The following is a 16,262-nucleotide window of genomic DNA, read 5'->3' as shown; positions in this document are numbered from 1 at the left end:
TAAGGAGGGGATAAACGATACCTGAAAGAGAGAAGATTCCCCGTATATTCATACCATTACTTTTTTGAATCATAATAAACATGTTTGATTGACCAGTCTTTCTTTTTAATTTCGAGCAATCCGAAAGAAAATTGTTCTTGTCTTCTTTTGTCTGTGGGAGATCCAGGGTTAAACAGCACAAGCCCGTCTTTTTCTTTATAAAGAGGAATATGGGAGTGCCCGAAAATTAACAGGTCGAGTTCTTCGCCCTTGAATTGATCTAAAGCCCGTTGTTCAGTTGTTTTCCCTTTGCCATCCCCATGCGTAACCCCAATTGTTAAAGAATGAAAGGTTAATGTAATGGATTTGTCGAATACATTATGCAAGGCAGGTTCATCAACATTTCCTGTTACCCCGTAAACAGGGGCAAATTGTCTGAGTTCTTCAGCTATTTCCTTCGTCTGCCAATCTCCTGCATGAATAATAGCATCGGCTTCATTCAGATGGGGTATGAGAGCTGAGGGAAGCTTTTTTGCCATTCTAGGCATATGAGTATCAGATAATACAATAATTTTCATCTTATCGGCTCCAATCAGGTTTCATGTTAAACTATTGTATCAAATAAAAATTGAAATGAAATGACACAAAGGAGATACAAAAGTATGCACCTATTTCAAGGAGAAGTAATCCATTTATCAACTGAAAAGACAAAACCGTTTACTGTAAGACCATTAAATGATCAGGATAAAGAGCTATTTCAGTTTTTACAGGAAGAAATTGTTGAGGGTCTTGAGGATCAGGACACACTGCAGCCATTAACAGAGGATGAAATTATTTATATTTTTGAAGGCGGGGGACTGATGATAGGTGCCTTTGTGGAGGATGAACTGATCGCCGCAAGAGCGCTTCTTTACCCTGGCGATGATGAAGAAAATATTGGTCATGACCTTGATCTGCCGTTTAAGGAGCAAATGAAGGTGGTTCATCAGGAGATTTCTTTAGTAAGAAGCGACTACAGAGGCAATGATCTTCAAAAGACGATGGCAAAGGTACTCATGCAGCAATTAAGGCATTCTACTGATTATTTCACTCATTTATGCTGTACGGTGTCTCCTAAAAATATCGCTTCTATTAAAGATAAATTTTCTCAAGGGCTGATGATTGTCAAAGTGAAAGAGAAATACGAAGGTTCACTTCGTTACATTTTTTACAAACACCTTACAAATAAATTTCCTGTAGACGATACTTCCTTTGTCCATATAAGGCTTGATAAGACCCTGAGGCATAGGGATTTCCTGGAGAATGGCTATGTTGGAGTAGGGCTCAGCCAGACAGAATTGGGCGATTGGATCGTTTTTGCGCGGCTAAGCGAGGAGAATTAAACGTTTACGTTTTGAGATATGCGGGAACTACAAAATTAATACATTAAATATATTAATTTTATAGGAGGCTTTTTACGATGGAAGAGACTCAAAGATATTCTACAAATTCTCAGCAAAATTCTCAAAATGAAAAAAACGGAAAATTCTTAAAAGGTATTTTGATTGGAGCTGCTGTAGGCGGTGCGATTACTTTGCTGGATTCAAACACACGCAAGAAGGTGACATCCGGCAGCCGCGGAGTGAAGGATTCAACAATGGGTCTGGTCTCCAAAGTGAAAGAAAATCCTTCAGAGGTGAAAAATGATCTGCAGGAGCGCATAATGTCTGCAGTATCCACATTAAAAACTGCCATGAATGATGCCCAAAATTTATATCAAAAAGTAAATGATGATGTAGTTCCTCAAATTGAGGATATCAAAGAAAACGCTTCTGACATCGTATCTACAGCCGTCGATACAAAAGATGAAATTAAAAATATCGGCAGCCAGGTAACAGATGCAGGAAGTGAGGTTGCTGCAGCAGGCAGCGAGCTTACAGATAACGAAGGAAGCAGCTCTTCAAATCAGAGCACTGGCTCTCAGTCCGCTTCTTTAAATCAAAGAAGTGCCCAAACGACAAACGCTTCACCTCAGGGGGATATTCCAGGATCCCGGGGTCGTGATTCTTAATTAACACCCATACTTGTATGCACAACCTCCAGTTTAAACAGCTGGGGGTTTTTTATGTCGTTAAATTAAGGGGACTTCAAAAGTTGATAAAAAAGAAGCGGCGTTTCGTTATACGCCGCTTCTTTCATAATACGTATGAAATGAATGTGCCGCCGATTGCTCCTGTCAGAACAATGACCCATGGAGGAAGCTTCCAATAAACCAGCATGCTGAATAAAATAGCAGCAAATGCAAAATCGACCGGTGCCATAATGGAGCTGGTCCAGATAGGAAAATAAAATGCAGAAATTAAGATCCCTACTACGGCAGCGTTAACACCCATTAATGCTCCTTTAATCGTAGCGTTTTGTCTAAGCTGGTTCCAAAATGGAAGGGCGCCTAAAATCAGAAGGAAAGCCGGCAGAAATATGGCCAAGGATGCAAGAAGTCCGCCCTGCCAGCCATTAATGACAGCCCCAAGATAAGCGGCAAATGTAAATAAGGGACCGGGAACAGCCTGAGCAGCTCCATATCCGGCTAAAAAGGCTTCTTCACTTACCCAGCCGGTAGGTACAAATTCACGCTCCAGTAAGGGAAGAACCACATGTCCTCCTCCAAAAACCAAAGAACCTGAACGGTAGAAGCTGTCAAACATCGCTATCCAGTTCGCTTGTGTTATATCTCTCGCGATCGGAAGCAGGATTAAAAAAGCAAAAAATAGAGTTAAGCATATTGCCCCAAAACGTTTGGAGATAGGAAAGACGAAAGATTGCTTATCGTCACCGGGCTGTTGTTTAAATAAGATAAAGCCTGCTAAACCGGCGAGTAAGATCACACCAACCTGTGAGAAAGTACTTTGCCACAGAAGTGTAATCGTTAATGCGATAAGGGCTATAGCCTTTCTTTGAAGATCAGGCGTCAGGTTTTTGGCCATTCCAATAATGGCATGCGCAACGACTGCCACAGCAACGATTTTCAGTCCTTGAAGCCAGCCGGCATTTGCAACATCAAAGCTTTGGACAACTAGGGCAAAGATGATGAGAGCTAGTACCGACGGCAGCGTAAAACCGATAAACGAAATTATCCCGCCAAGCGTCCCGGCTCTGAGAACCCCTATGCCAATTCCAACCTGGCTGCTTGCCGGACCAGGAAGGAATTGACATAGAGCGACCAGGTCAGCGTACGTTTTTTCATCAATCCATTTTCTCCTGCGAACGTACTCATCATGAAAATAACCAAGATGGGCAATAGGTCCGCCAAAAGAAGTCAGGCCTAAGCGGGTTGAAATGATTAGTATTTGAAGTAATGATTGAAAAGTAATTTCCGGTTTCATTGTTGACTCCCTTCTTTATTCCTTAATCTCCTTAAAAAGCTCATAAGCTTTTAGACGTGCTTCAATTAAAAGCTTGTCCCCGGTTTCTGTTGTCCGGTAATATTTTCTTATTTTTCCTTGCACGTTTCGGTCTTCTCTGTGTAAAAGGCCGTCCTTTTCCATTGAGTGGAGGATAGGGTACAGTGTGCCAGAGGATATGGAATATCCATGCTCTCTAAGCTCCTCCACCATCCATGTTCCGTAAATAGGTTCTTCCTGTGCATGATGAAGAATGTGAATGTGGATGAAGCCGAGGAAAAGCTTTCGTAAAACTTTATCCTCCATAAAACAGCCTCCTTTTTCTTGATATTGTAAATCGATATCGGAATGCTACTATGTGATTTTATCAAAGAGGTTAAGGGGATGGAACCTTATAATGAAAGGCTTAACAGGGAATTTACAAATTGTATTATTCCTGTAAACTTAATGGCTTTTAATGGGCGGAAGGATAATTGATAAGAGTAACTGATGTGTCCTTCTAATGGTGGATGTTAGGGGGAAGGGTTTTAAAAATAAGCGTGTTGATTTCCGCTTCAGGGGGACGCTTTCCGCGGGGCGGAAGCTGAGCTAACTTGCTTCGCAAGTGGATCTCAGCTTTTCCGCTTCATCCCGCAGGAGTCGCCCCCTTCCGCTGCAATCAACTACAAATTACTAAGTTTAGTTCATCATAGGGCAGTTGCTATAAGTAAATATCAATCATTATGAAGCTTAGTTTTATTTACATAAAAAAACCCATTACACAATGTAATGGGCAGGTTTCATTGGTTAATTTAGTTTGTGTTTTGTGCCATACGGACAAGCATATGTGCAAGGTGATGCTGCTGATCCTTGTCGCCAACTTTCCATAGCTCCTGAAGCAGTTTCTCTTCAGAGTTGCGCGGCTCTTCATGCTTGGCTAAGTAATCTGCTACTTTTTCTGCGCCTTTAGCTAATGATTCTTCACCTAAGCCCATTTTTTCTCCCTTGGATACCTGATCTCCAAGATAGTTCTTAAAGCGGTCAAAGCTCTGAAGAATTTCCTCTTTTTTCTGGTTATCAGTCTGTTGCATCTCGTTCTCTACTTTATTTTCGATACTCATGATAAAACCTCCTGATATTAGTTTGCGTTACAATAATTGGTTACCCGTTTCATTCGGAATAAAACTCCTCGATGTGCTTTTGGAGAAATAACATCTTTTTGTAATAAATCTCATCTTTTGGGATGGAAAGTGCGAACTCTTTTAAAAAACTCTTTCCCTATCAATTCGAAAACAGCTATACTTTGTTAAAACATTTTGTGAAGTAATAAATAATATGAGGAAACTATAGGGGTACAGGAGGTAAAGAAATGCTCGTTAAACAGCTTTCTGGAGAATATGCAGAAGAATACAGAGAGTTAAGACTAAAAGCGCTGAAGGAACATCCTGATGCTTACTCATCAAGCTATGAAGAAAAATGTACGGCACCGCTTCAAGAAACAATTGACCAGCTTAATTCAGGCAGCTCTTACACATTCGGAGCGTTTAAGCATAAGAAGCTAATAGGGGTAGTAACGCTTATTCCATACTATGCTCTCAAGCTTAGACATAAAGCCTTGATTGTAGCAGTATATGTAAATCCTATGGATCGAAGAGGCGGAGCAGCAGGTGAATTAATGAGGACGGCCATCAGGCAAGCTTATCAGCTGGAGCATGTAGAGCAAATACTGTTGACGGTAGCTGAAGGAAACGCGGGTGCAAAAGGATTATATACTTCACTTGGATTTAAAACATACGGTGTAGAGAAAAAGGCTCTAAAAATCAAGGAGAATTATATAAATGAAGAATATATGCTGTTAGAATTAAAGAAAAATCCAATATCTTGTTCGAAATTCTAATTATTGCTATGTTTAAATGACAAACTTTTTAAAATAGTAAATGATCGAAAAGATAAAAAAAGATAGAGGAATGGCAGGAAGGGGAGCGAAAGGTGCTGGAGGATCGTTACTCAAGACAGGAATTATTCAGTCCGATTGGAATAGAAGGACAGAAATTAATAGGGAAAAAACATGTGCTATTGATTGGAGCTGGAGCGCTTGGGACAGGAAATGCTGAAGCACTTGTCAGGGCAGGGGTCGGCAAAATTACGATCGTTGACCGGGATTATGTAGAAGAGAGTAATCTCCAAAGACAGCAGCTCTATAGTGAACAGGACGCAATAAAGAGACTGCCTAAGGCAATTGCGGCCAAATATCGTCTTGAGCAGATTAATCGATTTGTGAGCATTGAGGCAAAGGTTTTAGATGCAGCTTATGCTGATCTGCTCTCAATTGCTGAAGAGGCGGATTTAATCATTGATGCGACTGATAATTATGACACCAGGCTTGTTATCAATGATGTGGCCCAAAAGCTTGCCCTTCCCTGGATTTACGGGGCATGTGTCGGCAGCTATGGCATGACGTTCACGATTCTTCCAGGAAAGACGCCTTGCATTAACTGTCTGTGGGACAAGGTGCCGTCAGCGGGCGGTCAAACCTGTGATACAGCTGGAATCATCAGTGCTGCAGTAGGGATGGTGGTGTCCTACCAGGTAGCGGATGCATTAAAAATTTTAGTGGAGGATTTAAATTCTCTGAGCGGCAAACTGACAACCTTTGATTTATGGCGAAACACTCATTCAAGTATTGGTGTAGGCAAACTAAAAAAGAGCAGCTGCCCATCCTGCGGGGAATCCCCAACTTATCCGTATTTATCCTCAGAGCATACATTAAAAACGGCAGTCCTTTGCGGGAGAGATACGATTCAAATCCGGCCGGCTGAGAAAAAAAGAGTGAATCTTGATGATCTTCATACTATTTTTTCAACCCAGGGACTTCCGGTTCAGTATAACCCTTTTTTACTGAGTGTAGAAATCGATGCCAAACGGATGGTCATTTTTCAGGATGGACGTGTACTCATTCACGGAACGAGCGATATGATAGAGGCAAAGAAAACCTATCACAGAGTATTTAGCTAAAAGATATTCAAATGAACATGGCAGTATTTTAAGCAGGGCTAATGTTTGCTGGGAAAAATCAAGGGAAAACATAAACTAGTAAATTTCCCATTTTTCACTAAAGTGAAAAGACCCCCACTTCAAGGCTTGAGCTAAGAGTGGGGGTCATTCAATCGTGTTTAGTTAGAGCTCTGTGGAAGGAATGGCTGTACGGTGATAGTCGCCATTTTTACCGCCCGTTTTTTCTTTTAAAAAGGTGGCTCCGATTACCATCCCTTTATCAACTGCTTTACACATATCATAAATCGTTAGCGCACAAACGGATGCAGCGGTCAAAGCCTCCATTTCAACTCCTGTGTTTCCCTTCGTTTTAACAGCAGCCTGAATGGAAAGCTCATAGCCGTTTTGTCTTTTTTTCCATTCAAATGATAGATCAATTCCTGAAAGAGGCAGAGGATGGCACATGGGGATAATCGTGGAGGTTTGCTTAGCAGCCATAATCCCGGCAACCTGCGCTACTGCAAGGACATCCCCTTTTCTCATTTTGTGATTGGTAATATTTAGATAAATTTCTTCATTTACAAGAATACTTGATTGGGCAGTTGCAGCGCGGCTTGTTTCTTTTTTCTCGGTAATATCAACCATTTTCGCTCTGCCCTGATCGTTAAAATGTGTAAACTCAGACACAACTAGCACCTCTTTTATATAGTTAGTATAAAGCTATTGTATCATGCAGGGCTAAACCGGCCAGGAGATTACAGACACCTTAAAGGAGAGGAGAGAGAAAAATGGTGGAAAAAAGAAAGCCAATCACGGTAGGAGAAGCAGTCGAACGGGTCATGGCTTTAGTTAAAGAAGGCACAACAGAACAGGTACATATTGAACAAGCCTTCGGGCGGACGCTTGCTGCTGATATTATCGCAACGCATCCGGTACCGCCATTTGACCGGTCTCCTTATGATGGTTTTGCCATTCGGGCAGAAGATTCAAAAGGCGCGACGAGGGAAAATCCGGTGACGTTTTCAGTGACAGAAACGATTGGAGCGGGATTTGTGTCATCTAAGAAAGTAGAGGCATTCCAAGCCGCGCGAATTATGACAGGAGCAAAGCTTCCCGATGAATGTGATGCGGTCGTCATGTTTGAGCTTACTTCAGAGGAGACCGTCAACGGGAAAGCTAAAATGACCATTAAACGCGCTTTTCAGCCGGGAGATAATGTTTCTTTTAAAGGAGAAGACACAGAGGAAGGAACCGTCCTTGTTGAAAAGGGTACTGTTATTACCCCGGGTGTAACGGCTGTACTTGCTACCTTTGGCTATGAATTTGTGGAGGTAGCACGAAAACCAGTAATCGGGGTTTTTGCTACAGGCACAGAGCTTCTTGATGTAAATGAAGAGCTTCAGCCAGGAAAAATTCGAAATAGCAATGCCTATATGACCGCAGCACAGATTACCCGGTCAGGTGCTGAGGTCAAAATACTGGGAAAACTTGAGGATGATTTAGAAAGCTGCTATCACTCCATCCATGATGCATTGAGCGATGTGGATATGCTCATTACAACAGGCGGTGTGTCGGTAGGAGACTTTGATTTACTGCCAGCGGTTTACGAAAGACTCGGCGCAGAGGTCCTTTTTAATAAAATCGCGATGAGACCGGGAAGCGTGACAACAGCAGCACATCTAGATGGAAAGCTCCTTTTTGGATTATCCGGTAATCCATCAGCCTGCTACGTGGGCTTTGAGCTGCTGGTTCGTCCGGTTGTCCGCTTTCTGCAGTTTGATTCAAAGCCGCATCTGTTAAAGGTAAAAGCAACGCTTGCTGAAGACTTCACGAAGCCAAACCCTTTTACCCGCTTTGTAAGAAGTAAGCTTTTTTACGAGGAAGCAGGGCTTTTGGCGGCACCGAACGGGTTTAATAAGTCAAACGCTGTAACTTCACTTGCCGGTACAGATTGTCTCATCACTTTGCCGGGAGGAACCAGAGGGTATACGCAGGGCGATCAGGTGGATGTCCTGCTGCTTGAAGCCTCTGAGGGCAGTAAATGGCCATGGTAGGGCCTCCTGTCTTGCAGGTTATCGGCTACCAAAACAGCGGAAAAACTTCGGTAGCGGAAACGATGATCGCCAAAGCATCGGGCAAGGGACTAAAGATCGGTTCTATTAAGCATCATGGTCATGGAGGGATTCCTGACGGCTCTATTAAAACAAAAGACTCCAGCCGTCACCTTCATGCAGGGGCAGCCTTTTCAGCAGTGGAAGGTGGAGGGACAGTCCAGCTGACAAACGCGGATCATTCCTGGTCTGTTGAACAGCTGCTTGACCTGTATCAGCAGTTGGATTTGGATGGAATACTGTTGGAAGGTTTTAAAAGAGCTCCTTATCCAAAAGTCGTTCTACTACGTAAAAAAGAGGATTTTATCCTTTTAGATGAAATGACAAATATTGTCCTTGTCATAGTGGATGATTTGTTATCACTTGAGCATCATTCTACTCCGTCATTTTTATTTAGTGAAAAGGAAAAATACGGACAATGGTTCATCGAATACATAAAGGAGGCGTTGTGATGTACGAGGTTACACCGGATGTTATTTCGATCGAAGAAGTCACAAATAAGGTCGTTCGTCCAGAAGCAGGCGCTATCGTTAATTTTATCGGAACAGTCAGGGAGTTCACAAAAGGAAAAAGAACACTTTCTCTCACATATGAAGCTTATCCTGCCATGGCAAAAAAACAGCTCGAAAGAATCGGAAATGAAATTCAAGGGAAATGGCCGGACGCTAAAGTAGCCATTGCCCACCGGACCGGGAAACTGGCAATCTCAGATATCGCAGTTGTGATCGCTGTCTCAACTCCTCATCGCAAGGATGCTTATGAAGCCAATGAATACGCAATTGAACGAATTAAACAAATTGTGCCGATCTGGAAGAAGGAAAAATGGGAAGATGGAGAAGAGTGGATTGGGGATCAGCTGGAGAAAACGAATTACCCTGATGGAAAACCGGAGGAGGTGAAAGCACCATGATTACTGTTCAGTGCTTTGCCCATTTAAGAGAACAGCTTGGTCAGGATCAAATTACAGTCGAGAAGGAAAAGCTGACAGTTAAGGAGCTTTTGAAGGAATTGACTGATCAATATGCGATTCAAACCGATTCTCTTATGGTGGCTGTCAATGAAGAATACGCAGAGCCTGAAGATTCTGTTACAAAAGGCGACCGAGTAGCGTTAATTCCGCCTGTTAGCGGAGGGTGACTGTCAGGAGGAATCAGCAATGAAGGAAACAAAAATAGCTGGCATCATTTTATCCGGAGGCAAGTCAAGCCGGTTTGGCCGGCCGAAGGCATTTGAACAGTTTAACGGAAAGCCGTTTTATCAGTACGCCTATGAAGCGTTAGCTCCTTATTCAGATGAAGCAGCTGTCGTGAGCCATGCAGCACTGACAGAGCGCTTCACTGCCGAAACCAATTTTAATGTCATCGAAGACCAACCGCCTTATATCGGAAAAGGGCCATTGTCCGGACTATATGCAGCTATGAAACTGTTGAAAGCAGATTACTATTTTATTTTAGCCTGTGATATGCCTCTTTTCGATGAAACTGCAGCGGGGAAGCTTTTGCAGCAGCTGACAGATGAATCACTAAACAGTATTGTACCAAGATCAGAGGGCAGGATTCACCCGCTTTGCGCAATTTATCACAAAGACACACTCCCTGAACTGGAAAAACAGCTTGAAACAGGCTCGTACCGGATGAAGGAATGGCTGAATCGTATTGACGTGAGTGTGCTTGATGAAAAAGAGCATTGCATTCCTGTAAGCTGCTTTAAAAATGTTAATGACCAGCAGGAGCTCTCGGCTATTTACGAAATTGAAAATAACTACTAGAAGAAAGGAGAGATAGAATGGATCCCGTGAAAGACTACTATTCAAGACCGTTAAAGGATATTCGGATTTCGGTAACCGATCAATGTAATTTTCGCTGCGCTTACTGCATGCCTGCTGAGATCTTTGGTCCGGACTTTGCTTTTTTGCCTAAGGAAGAGTATTTAACCTTTGACGAAATTTATGAGCTTGTCCGGGAAATGGGAAAGCTCGGAGTTGAAAAAGTCCGTCTCACAGGCGGGGAGCCTTTATTGAGAAAAGATCTCCATGAGTTAATTGAAAAGCTTTATACGATCGACTCGATAAAAGATATCGCCCTTACGACCAATGCCATGATGCTTCCTAAATATGCAGAGAAGCTGAAGAAAGCTGGACTTCAGCGGGTAAACGTCAGTATGGATGCGATAGAAGAAGACGTATTTAAGAAAATGAACGGAAGAAATGTCAGCACAAAGCCAGTTCTGAAAGGGATCCAGGCAGCCATTGACGCAGGACTTGAAGTAAAGATCAATATGGTTGTTCAAAAAGGTGTCAATGACGATCAGATTATTCCGATGGCCGCTTATTTTAAAGAACGTGGAATCACACTTCGTTTTATTGAATTTATGGACGTGGGAAGCACAAACGGATGGAAGCTTTCTTCTGTCGTAACAAAAAAAGAAATTGTCGATCAATTAAACACCCACTTCTCCCTGCACCCGGTTGAAGAGGCCTACTACGGTGAAGTGGCGAGCCGCTATCAGTATGAGGGCACTAATTCTGAAGTTGGCGTGATCTCATCTGTCTCCGACTCCTTTTGCTCCACCTGCACCAGAGCCAGAATCTCAGCAGATGGGAAATTCTACACCTGTCTATTTGCCACTGAAGGCTTTGACTTAAAAACCTTTCTGCGAAACGCTTCTTCCCTGGAGGAAGTGAACGCCAAAATCGAACAGCTCTGGCTAAAAAGAAAAGACCGCTACTCCGACGAACGCACAGAAGAAACAGCCAAAAACAGAAAGAAAATCGAAATGTCCTATATAGGCGGTTAAAACAAACCGCCTTTTTCGTATGCTTTTCGCAGGAAATCCGCTTTAGTATACCAGTATCTTATCAAGCTTAATTAAATATCATAAATTCATAACACGCCTCATTTTGGGGATTTATTCATAGCCATATATTTGAGAACCTACTAAACTTCTTACCTAGGAGTTGATTGAAGTGGAAGGGGGCGACTCCGAGGGGAAGTAGCGGGGAGGCTGAGATCCATTGGCGAAGCCAATTAGCTCAGCCCCGCCCCCCGGAAAGCGTCCCCCTGCAGCGTAAATCAACACGCCTCGTTTTAAGGAATTTATTCATAGCTATATAATTTGAAAAACTACTAAACTTATTACCAACGAGTTGATTGAAGTGGAAGGGGGCGACTCCTGCGGGAAGAAACGGGAGCTTGAGATCCACTTGCGAAGCAAGTTAGCTCAAGCCCCGTCCCGCGGAAAGCGTCCCCCTGCAACGCAAATCAATACGCCTCGTTTTGGGGGATTTATTCATAGCTAAATATTTTGAGAAACTACTAAACTTATTACCAACGAGTTGATTGAAGAGGAAGGGGCTGACTCCTGCGGGAAGAAGCGGGAAGGCTGAGATCCACTTGCGCCAGCAAGTTAGCTCAGCTCCCGCCCCGCGGAAAGCATGCCCCTGCAACGCAAATCAACACGCCTAATTTAGAGGTATTTATTCATAACATACTATTTTTTTAAAAAAAAAGGAGAGACAAGCCATGCTCTACGACCACCGAAAAAAATCACCCAATAAAGTCGCCTGCAAAATCATCACCGTAAGCGACACCAGAACAGAAGAAACCGACAAAAGCGGAAAAAAAATAAAACAGCTCCTCGAACAAGCCGGACACGAAATAATAGAATACGAAATCGTAACAGACGAAAAACTGCTCATCCAAACATCCGTCCAATCAGCCATCCACAACCCAGACATCGACGCCGTCCTACTCAATGGAGGCACCGGCCTCGCTAAAAGAGATATTACCATCGAAGTCGTACAGCCATTATTGGAAAAAGAAATCACAGGCTTTGGCGAACTATTCCGCTTCCTAAGCTACAGGGATGATATCGGCTCGGCTGCCATCCTATCAAGAGCCGCTGCAGGCACCTCCGAAGAAACCGCGGTTTTCGCCATGCCCGGATCAACCGGTGCTGTCACACTGGCCATGGAGAAATTAATCCTTCCCGAGCTCGGTCATATCATCATGGAACTTCAAAAATAAGGTAATAAATCAGGCGTGAAAAATGTCGAAAAGTCAATAAATTGTAATATCTACGTTTTTTTGCTAATTAATTAGGGTAGCGAAGTAGAAAAGACTGAATTTTTTCATCACTCATCAAAATGTTAGGAGAGATTACCTTGAGAGATCAAATGCAGATTCAGATTGATGGAAAAAATGTCAATGCCGGAGTGTCACAAACCGTTTTACAAGCACTGACAGATCATTCTATCGAAGTGCCTCAAGTTTGTTATCATCCGAGTCTCGGACCGATTGAAACATGTGATACCTGTATTGTTCAGGTCAATGGAGAATTTGTGCGTTCATGTTCAACACAATTAAAACCGGGAGATGTCGTAGATACCATCCACCCGGATGTAAAAGAAGCCCAGGTCATCGGAATGGACCGGATTTTAAAAAATCATGAATTATATTGTACCGTTTGTGACTATAACAACGGGGGCTGTGAAATACATAACACTGTAAAAGATATGAAAATTAATCATCAAAGTATGCCGTTTGAAGAGAAGCCGTTTGAAGTGGATGACTCCAACCCATTCTACCGCTATGATCCAGATCAATGTATCCTATGCGGAAGATGCGTAGAGGCTTGTCAGGATGTTCAGGTGACAGAAACACTAACCATTGACTGGAGCTTGAAAAAGCCGAGAGTCATTTGGGACAAGGACTCTAAAATCAATGAATCCTCGTGTGTTTCCTGCGGACACTGCTCAACTGTGTGCCCTTGTAATGCCATGATGGAAAAAGGCATGGAAGGGGAAGCAGGATTTTTAACCGGCATCGCGAAAAAGACTCTTCGTCCAATGATTGAGATTACGAAAAATGTAGAAACAGGCTATGGCTCGATTCTGGCAATTTCTGATATGGAATCGGCAATGCGTGATGAACGCATCAAAAAAACAAAAACCGTTTGTACGTATTGTGGTGTAGGCTGCAGCTTTGACGTTTGGACCAAGGACAGACAAATCCTTAAGGTTGAACCACAGGCGGAAGCGCCGGCTAATGGCATTTCCACATGTGTTAAAGGAAAATTCGGCTGGGACTTTGTCAATAGTGAGGAAAGAATCACGAAACCGCTTATCCGTGATGGAGATTCGTTCCGCGAAGCTGAGTGGGAAGAAGCACTGGAGCTGATTACATCTAAATTCACTCATGCTAAAAAAGAATACGGCCCGGACTCAATGGCATTTATCAGCTCATCGAAATGTACGAATGAGGAATCCTATGTGATGCAAAAGCTTGCCCGCGGCGTAATCGGGACCAATAATGTAGACAATTGCTCACGGTATTGCCAGACTCCTGCCACAGTGGGGCTTTTCAGAACCGTTGGGCACGGAGGAGATTCAGGCTCTATTACCGATATTGAACAGGCAGAGCTTGTGTTAATCGTAGGCTCAAACACCTCTGAGTCCCATCCGGTTCTTGCTACACGGGTTAAACGTGCACATAAATTGAATGGACAGAAGCTTTTTGTTGCTGATCTTCGCAAACATGAGATGGCTGATCGTGCAGATGTCTTTATTAGACCAAAATCAGGAACAGATATTGTTTGGCTCTCTGCTATTACCAAATACATTGTTGATCAAGGCTGGGCTGACAAGTCATTCCTTGATAACCGTGTAAATGGCCTGGAAGAATATGTAGCAAGCATTCAAAAGTACACAATGGATTACGCTGCAGAGGTAACAGGAATTGAAAAATCTACTTTAGTCCATATGGCAGAACAGATTGCCAAGGTAAACACCGTTTCTATTCTGTGGGCAATGGGCGTAACCCAACATTTGGGCGGAAGTGATACGAGTACGGCGATTTCCAACCTTCTTCTGATCACAGGAAACTACGGAAAACCAGGTGCAGGAAGCTACCCGCTTCGAGGACATAATAATGTTCAAGGGGCTAGTGATTTTGGAAGCATGCCAGACCGCTTCCCTGGCTATGAAAAAATTACAGATGACGCAGTCAGAGCAAAGTATGAGAAAAAATGGGGCGTTACTCTGCCGGCAGAGCCTGGCTTGAACAACCATGAAATGATCTCAGCTGTCCATGACGGCAGCTTAAAGATGATGTACCTGAAGGGTGAAGACATGGGGATGGTCGATTCCAACCTCAACTATGTACATGAAGCATTCGAAAAACTTGAATTCTTTGTTGTGCAGGACATCTTTTTATCCAAAACGGCAGAGTTTGCAGATGTCGTGCTTCCTGCCAGCCCAAGCTTTGAAAAAGAAGGTACCTTCACGAATACGGAGCGCCGCGTTCAGCGTCTTTATCAGGTATTTAACCCGCTTGGCGACTCTAAGCCTGACTGGGAGATTATCCAGGAAATCGCTAATCGTCTTGGAGGCGGCTGGAGCTTTAGACATCCTAGCGAAATTATGGCAGAAGCCGCATCACTTGCTCCATTATATGCAGGAGTAACGTATGAACGCTTAGAAGGCTATAAGAGTCTGCAATGGCCGGTAGCGCCGGATGGAACAGATTCACCGCTTCTCTTTACAGAAGATTTTCCGTTCCCGGATGGCAAAGCGAAATTATTCCCGGTTGAATGGACGAAGCCTCTTGAATTTGATGAAGAGTATGATATCCATGTCAATAACGGGCGGCTGCTTGAGCATTTTCATGAAGGAAATCTTACGTATAAATCAAAAGGGATTACCTCTAAAACGCCTAAAGTCTTTCTTGAAGTATCACCTGAGCTTGCAAAGGAAAGAGGACTTGAAGATGGCACCCTTGTCCGCTTAACCTCTCCTTATGGGCAAGTAAAAGTGGAATGCCTGATCACTGACCGGGTACGAGGAAAAGAAGTTTATCTTCCGATGAACGATTCAGGAGAAGGAGCAATTAACTACCTGACAAGCAGTAATGCAGATAAAGACACAGATACACCGGCTTATAAGGAGATTAGTGCCAAGCTTGAAGTTCTCCGTCAAAAAGGAGAAAGTCCACTTCCACGGACCAATCACCGTTACGGAAATCCTCAACCACAAATTGGTGTAGGGGTAGAGGAAAAATGGAAGCGTTCGGATTATATCTTCCCTGGAGACCTGGTGAAGATAAAAAAGGAGTCGAGTTATCGTGGCTAAGGCAACCAGAGTGATCCATCGCATCCAGTCGAGTGAGGAAGAAATTCGTAAAAAAGAGTTAGAGTCTCTTGAAACATTGCTTCTTTCGAATAAAGAGGCTATTCATGAATCGTTTAAAATTCTAAACCACCTGCAGGACCGCGGAATTCTTGAAATGGGAACCGCTCTGCTTTCGCAGGGAGACAAGGTTCTGGACATACTCGTTAAAACAGCGGACACACCGGAAACAGCCAACACGCTGCGAAATCTTTTACTGATGCTTGGAACTCTTGGAACTTTGAATGTCCAACAGCTTGAACCGATTATTCTAAAGGTGAATACAGGTATCGCACGGGTAGCTGAGCTGACAGAAGGAGAGGAGAAGGGAGGCTACTTTACACTTCTCCGGTCATTAAATGATCCCGATGTTAAACGGGCGATGGCTGTTGGGATCACCTTCTTAAAAGGCTTAGGTGAAAAACAGGATAATCTTGAGCGCACGACCCAGACCCCTGAGGAGCAGGAGCATCTGAAAAATGAAGATTTGCAGGATGGATCTCCAAGAAGATCCGTAGGTAATGAACCTTCAAGCATTCCTTCTGAAGAAAACAAAAGAGGAACTAGAAAAGGGTCCCGCTCAGGCAGGGGAAAAGGCTGGATGCTGCTAGCAGCAGGCGTTTCTCTTCTTTCCATTCCCGTGTCATTAGCATTAAG

At 43.3% G+C, this 16,262-nt stretch carries 17 protein-coding genes and 1 pseudogene; 13 read left to right on the top strand and 5 right to left on the bottom strand.

Going from position 1 to position 16,262, the window contains the following annotated elements:
* Window positions 1-56 precede the first annotated feature (56 nt).
* Window positions 57-557, bottom strand: coding sequence for a metallophosphoesterase family protein (locus C4B60_RS07960; protein WP_104057472.1), 501 nt, complete (start codon window positions 555-557; stop codon window positions 57-59).
* Between the two features lie 84 nt (window positions 558-641).
* On the opposite strand from C4B60_RS07960, the gene C4B60_RS07955 reads away from it, so the two are divergent.
* The gene (locus C4B60_RS07955) at window positions 642-1,361 is read left to right on the top strand and encodes an N-acetyltransferase (RefSeq protein WP_104057471.1); all 720 of its coding nucleotides are present in this window, start codon (window positions 642-644) and stop codon (window positions 1,359-1,361) included.
* Between the two features lie 77 nt (window positions 1,362-1,438).
* A complete protein-coding gene (locus C4B60_RS07950; RefSeq protein WP_104057470.1) occupies window positions 1,439-2,029 on the top strand; it encodes a YtxH domain-containing protein in 591 nt (196 codons plus the stop codon).
* A 124-nt stretch (window positions 2,030-2,153) separates the two neighbouring features.
* Here C4B60_RS07950 and C4B60_RS07945 read toward each other — a convergent pair whose 3' ends face one another.
* From C4B60_RS07945 to C4B60_RS07935, 3 genes are all read right to left on the bottom strand, one after another.
* Window positions 2,154-3,341, bottom strand: a complete 1,188-nt coding sequence (locus C4B60_RS07945) for a chromate transporter (protein ID WP_104057469.1) — start codon at window positions 3,339-3,341, stop codon at window positions 2,154-2,156.
* A 15-nt stretch (window positions 3,342-3,356) separates the two neighbouring features.
* Window positions 3,357-3,665 carry a PadR family transcriptional regulator gene (locus C4B60_RS07940; protein WP_104057468.1) on the bottom strand — a complete coding sequence of 103 codons (309 nt, stop codon included), beginning with the start codon at window positions 3,663-3,665 and terminating at the stop codon, window positions 3,357-3,359.
* A gap of 485 nt (window positions 3,666-4,150) precedes the next feature.
* Window positions 4,151-4,459, bottom strand: a complete 309-nt coding sequence (locus tag C4B60_RS07935) for a DUF3243 domain-containing protein (protein WP_104057467.1) — start codon at window positions 4,457-4,459, stop codon at window positions 4,151-4,153.
* Window positions 4,460-4,707: 248 nt separating this feature from the next.
* Between C4B60_RS07935 and C4B60_RS07930 the strand changes: the two genes are divergently transcribed.
* Window positions 4,708-5,235: a GNAT family N-acetyltransferase gene (locus tag C4B60_RS07930; protein WP_104057466.1), complete on the top strand. Its 528-nt coding sequence runs from the start codon at window positions 4,708-4,710 to the stop codon at window positions 5,233-5,235.
* Between the two features lie 95 nt (window positions 5,236-5,330).
* Window positions 5,331-6,353: a ThiF family adenylyltransferase gene (locus tag C4B60_RS07925; RefSeq protein WP_104057891.1), complete on the top strand. Its 1,023-nt coding sequence runs from the start codon at window positions 5,331-5,333 to the stop codon at window positions 6,351-6,353.
* A 162-nt stretch (window positions 6,354-6,515) separates the two neighbouring features.
* Here the strand turns inward: C4B60_RS07925 and moaC are convergent, their stop codons facing one another.
* On the bottom strand, window positions 6,516-7,019 hold the full coding sequence (gene moaC / locus C4B60_RS07920; protein ID WP_104057465.1) for a cyclic pyranopterin monophosphate synthase MoaC: 504 nt from the start codon (window positions 7,017-7,019) through the stop codon (window positions 6,516-6,518).
* 101 nt (window positions 7,020-7,120) lie between these two features.
* On the opposite strand from moaC, the gene C4B60_RS07915 reads away from it, so the two are divergent.
* The 9 genes and pseudogenes from C4B60_RS07915 to C4B60_RS07875 all read left to right on the top strand — a co-directional run.
* Window positions 7,121-8,386: a molybdopterin molybdotransferase MoeA gene (locus C4B60_RS07915; RefSeq protein ID WP_104057464.1), complete on the top strand. Its 1,266-nt coding sequence runs from the start codon at window positions 7,121-7,123 to the stop codon at window positions 8,384-8,386.
* Complete coding sequence (gene mobB, locus C4B60_RS07910) at window positions 8,374-8,895, top strand: molybdopterin-guanine dinucleotide biosynthesis protein B (protein ID WP_104057463.1); 522 nt, start codon at window positions 8,374-8,376, stop codon at window positions 8,893-8,895. Before C4B60_RS07915 ends, mobB begins: the two co-directional genes overlap by 13 nt.
* Entirely contained in the window at window positions 8,895-9,353 is a 459-nt protein-coding gene (locus C4B60_RS07905) for a molybdenum cofactor biosynthesis protein MoaE (RefSeq protein WP_135122101.1), read from the top strand. Before mobB ends, C4B60_RS07905 begins: the two co-directional genes overlap by 1 nt.
* Window positions 9,350-9,580, top strand: a complete 231-nt coding sequence (gene moaD, locus C4B60_RS07900; protein WP_104057461.1) for a molybdopterin converting factor subunit 1 — start codon at window positions 9,350-9,352, stop codon at window positions 9,578-9,580. Before C4B60_RS07905 ends, moaD begins: the two co-directional genes overlap by 4 nt.
* A gap of 19 nt (window positions 9,581-9,599) precedes the next feature.
* On the top strand, window positions 9,600-10,211 hold the full coding sequence (gene mobA / locus C4B60_RS07895) for a molybdenum cofactor guanylyltransferase (RefSeq protein ID WP_104057460.1): 612 nt from the start codon (window positions 9,600-9,602) through the stop codon (window positions 10,209-10,211).
* Window positions 10,212-10,228: 17 nt separating this feature from the next.
* On the top strand, window positions 10,229-11,239 hold the full coding sequence (gene moaA / locus C4B60_RS07890; RefSeq protein WP_104057459.1) for a GTP 3',8-cyclase MoaA: 1,011 nt from the start codon (window positions 10,229-10,231) through the stop codon (window positions 11,237-11,239).
* A gap of 725 nt (window positions 11,240-11,964) precedes the next feature.
* Window positions 11,965-12,468, top strand: a complete 504-nt coding sequence (locus C4B60_RS07885; RefSeq protein ID WP_104057458.1) for a MogA/MoaB family molybdenum cofactor biosynthesis protein — start codon at window positions 11,965-11,967, stop codon at window positions 12,466-12,468.
* 149 nt (window positions 12,469-12,617) lie between these two features.
* Window positions 12,618-15,569, top strand: a complete 2,952-nt coding sequence (gene fdhF, locus C4B60_RS07880) for a formate dehydrogenase subunit alpha (RefSeq protein ID WP_104057890.1) — start codon at window positions 12,618-12,620, stop codon at window positions 15,567-15,569.
* Window positions 15,562-16,077, top strand: a pseudogene (locus C4B60_RS07875) (helical membrane plugin domain-containing protein); the annotation flags it as partial. The gene fdhF and the pseudogene C4B60_RS07875, both read left to right, overlap by 8 nt.
* Window positions 16,078-16,262: the final 185 nt, after the last annotated feature.

This window comes from Jeotgalibacillus proteolyticus, from assembly GCF_002926065.1.
In the GTDB taxonomy this organism is placed as follows: domain Bacteria; phylum Bacillota; class Bacilli; order Bacillales; family Jeotgalibacillaceae; genus Jeotgalibacillus; species Jeotgalibacillus proteolyticus.
The sequence above is the reverse complement of the archived record's forward strand: the minus strand, read 5'-3'. Positions and strand labels throughout refer to the sequence as shown.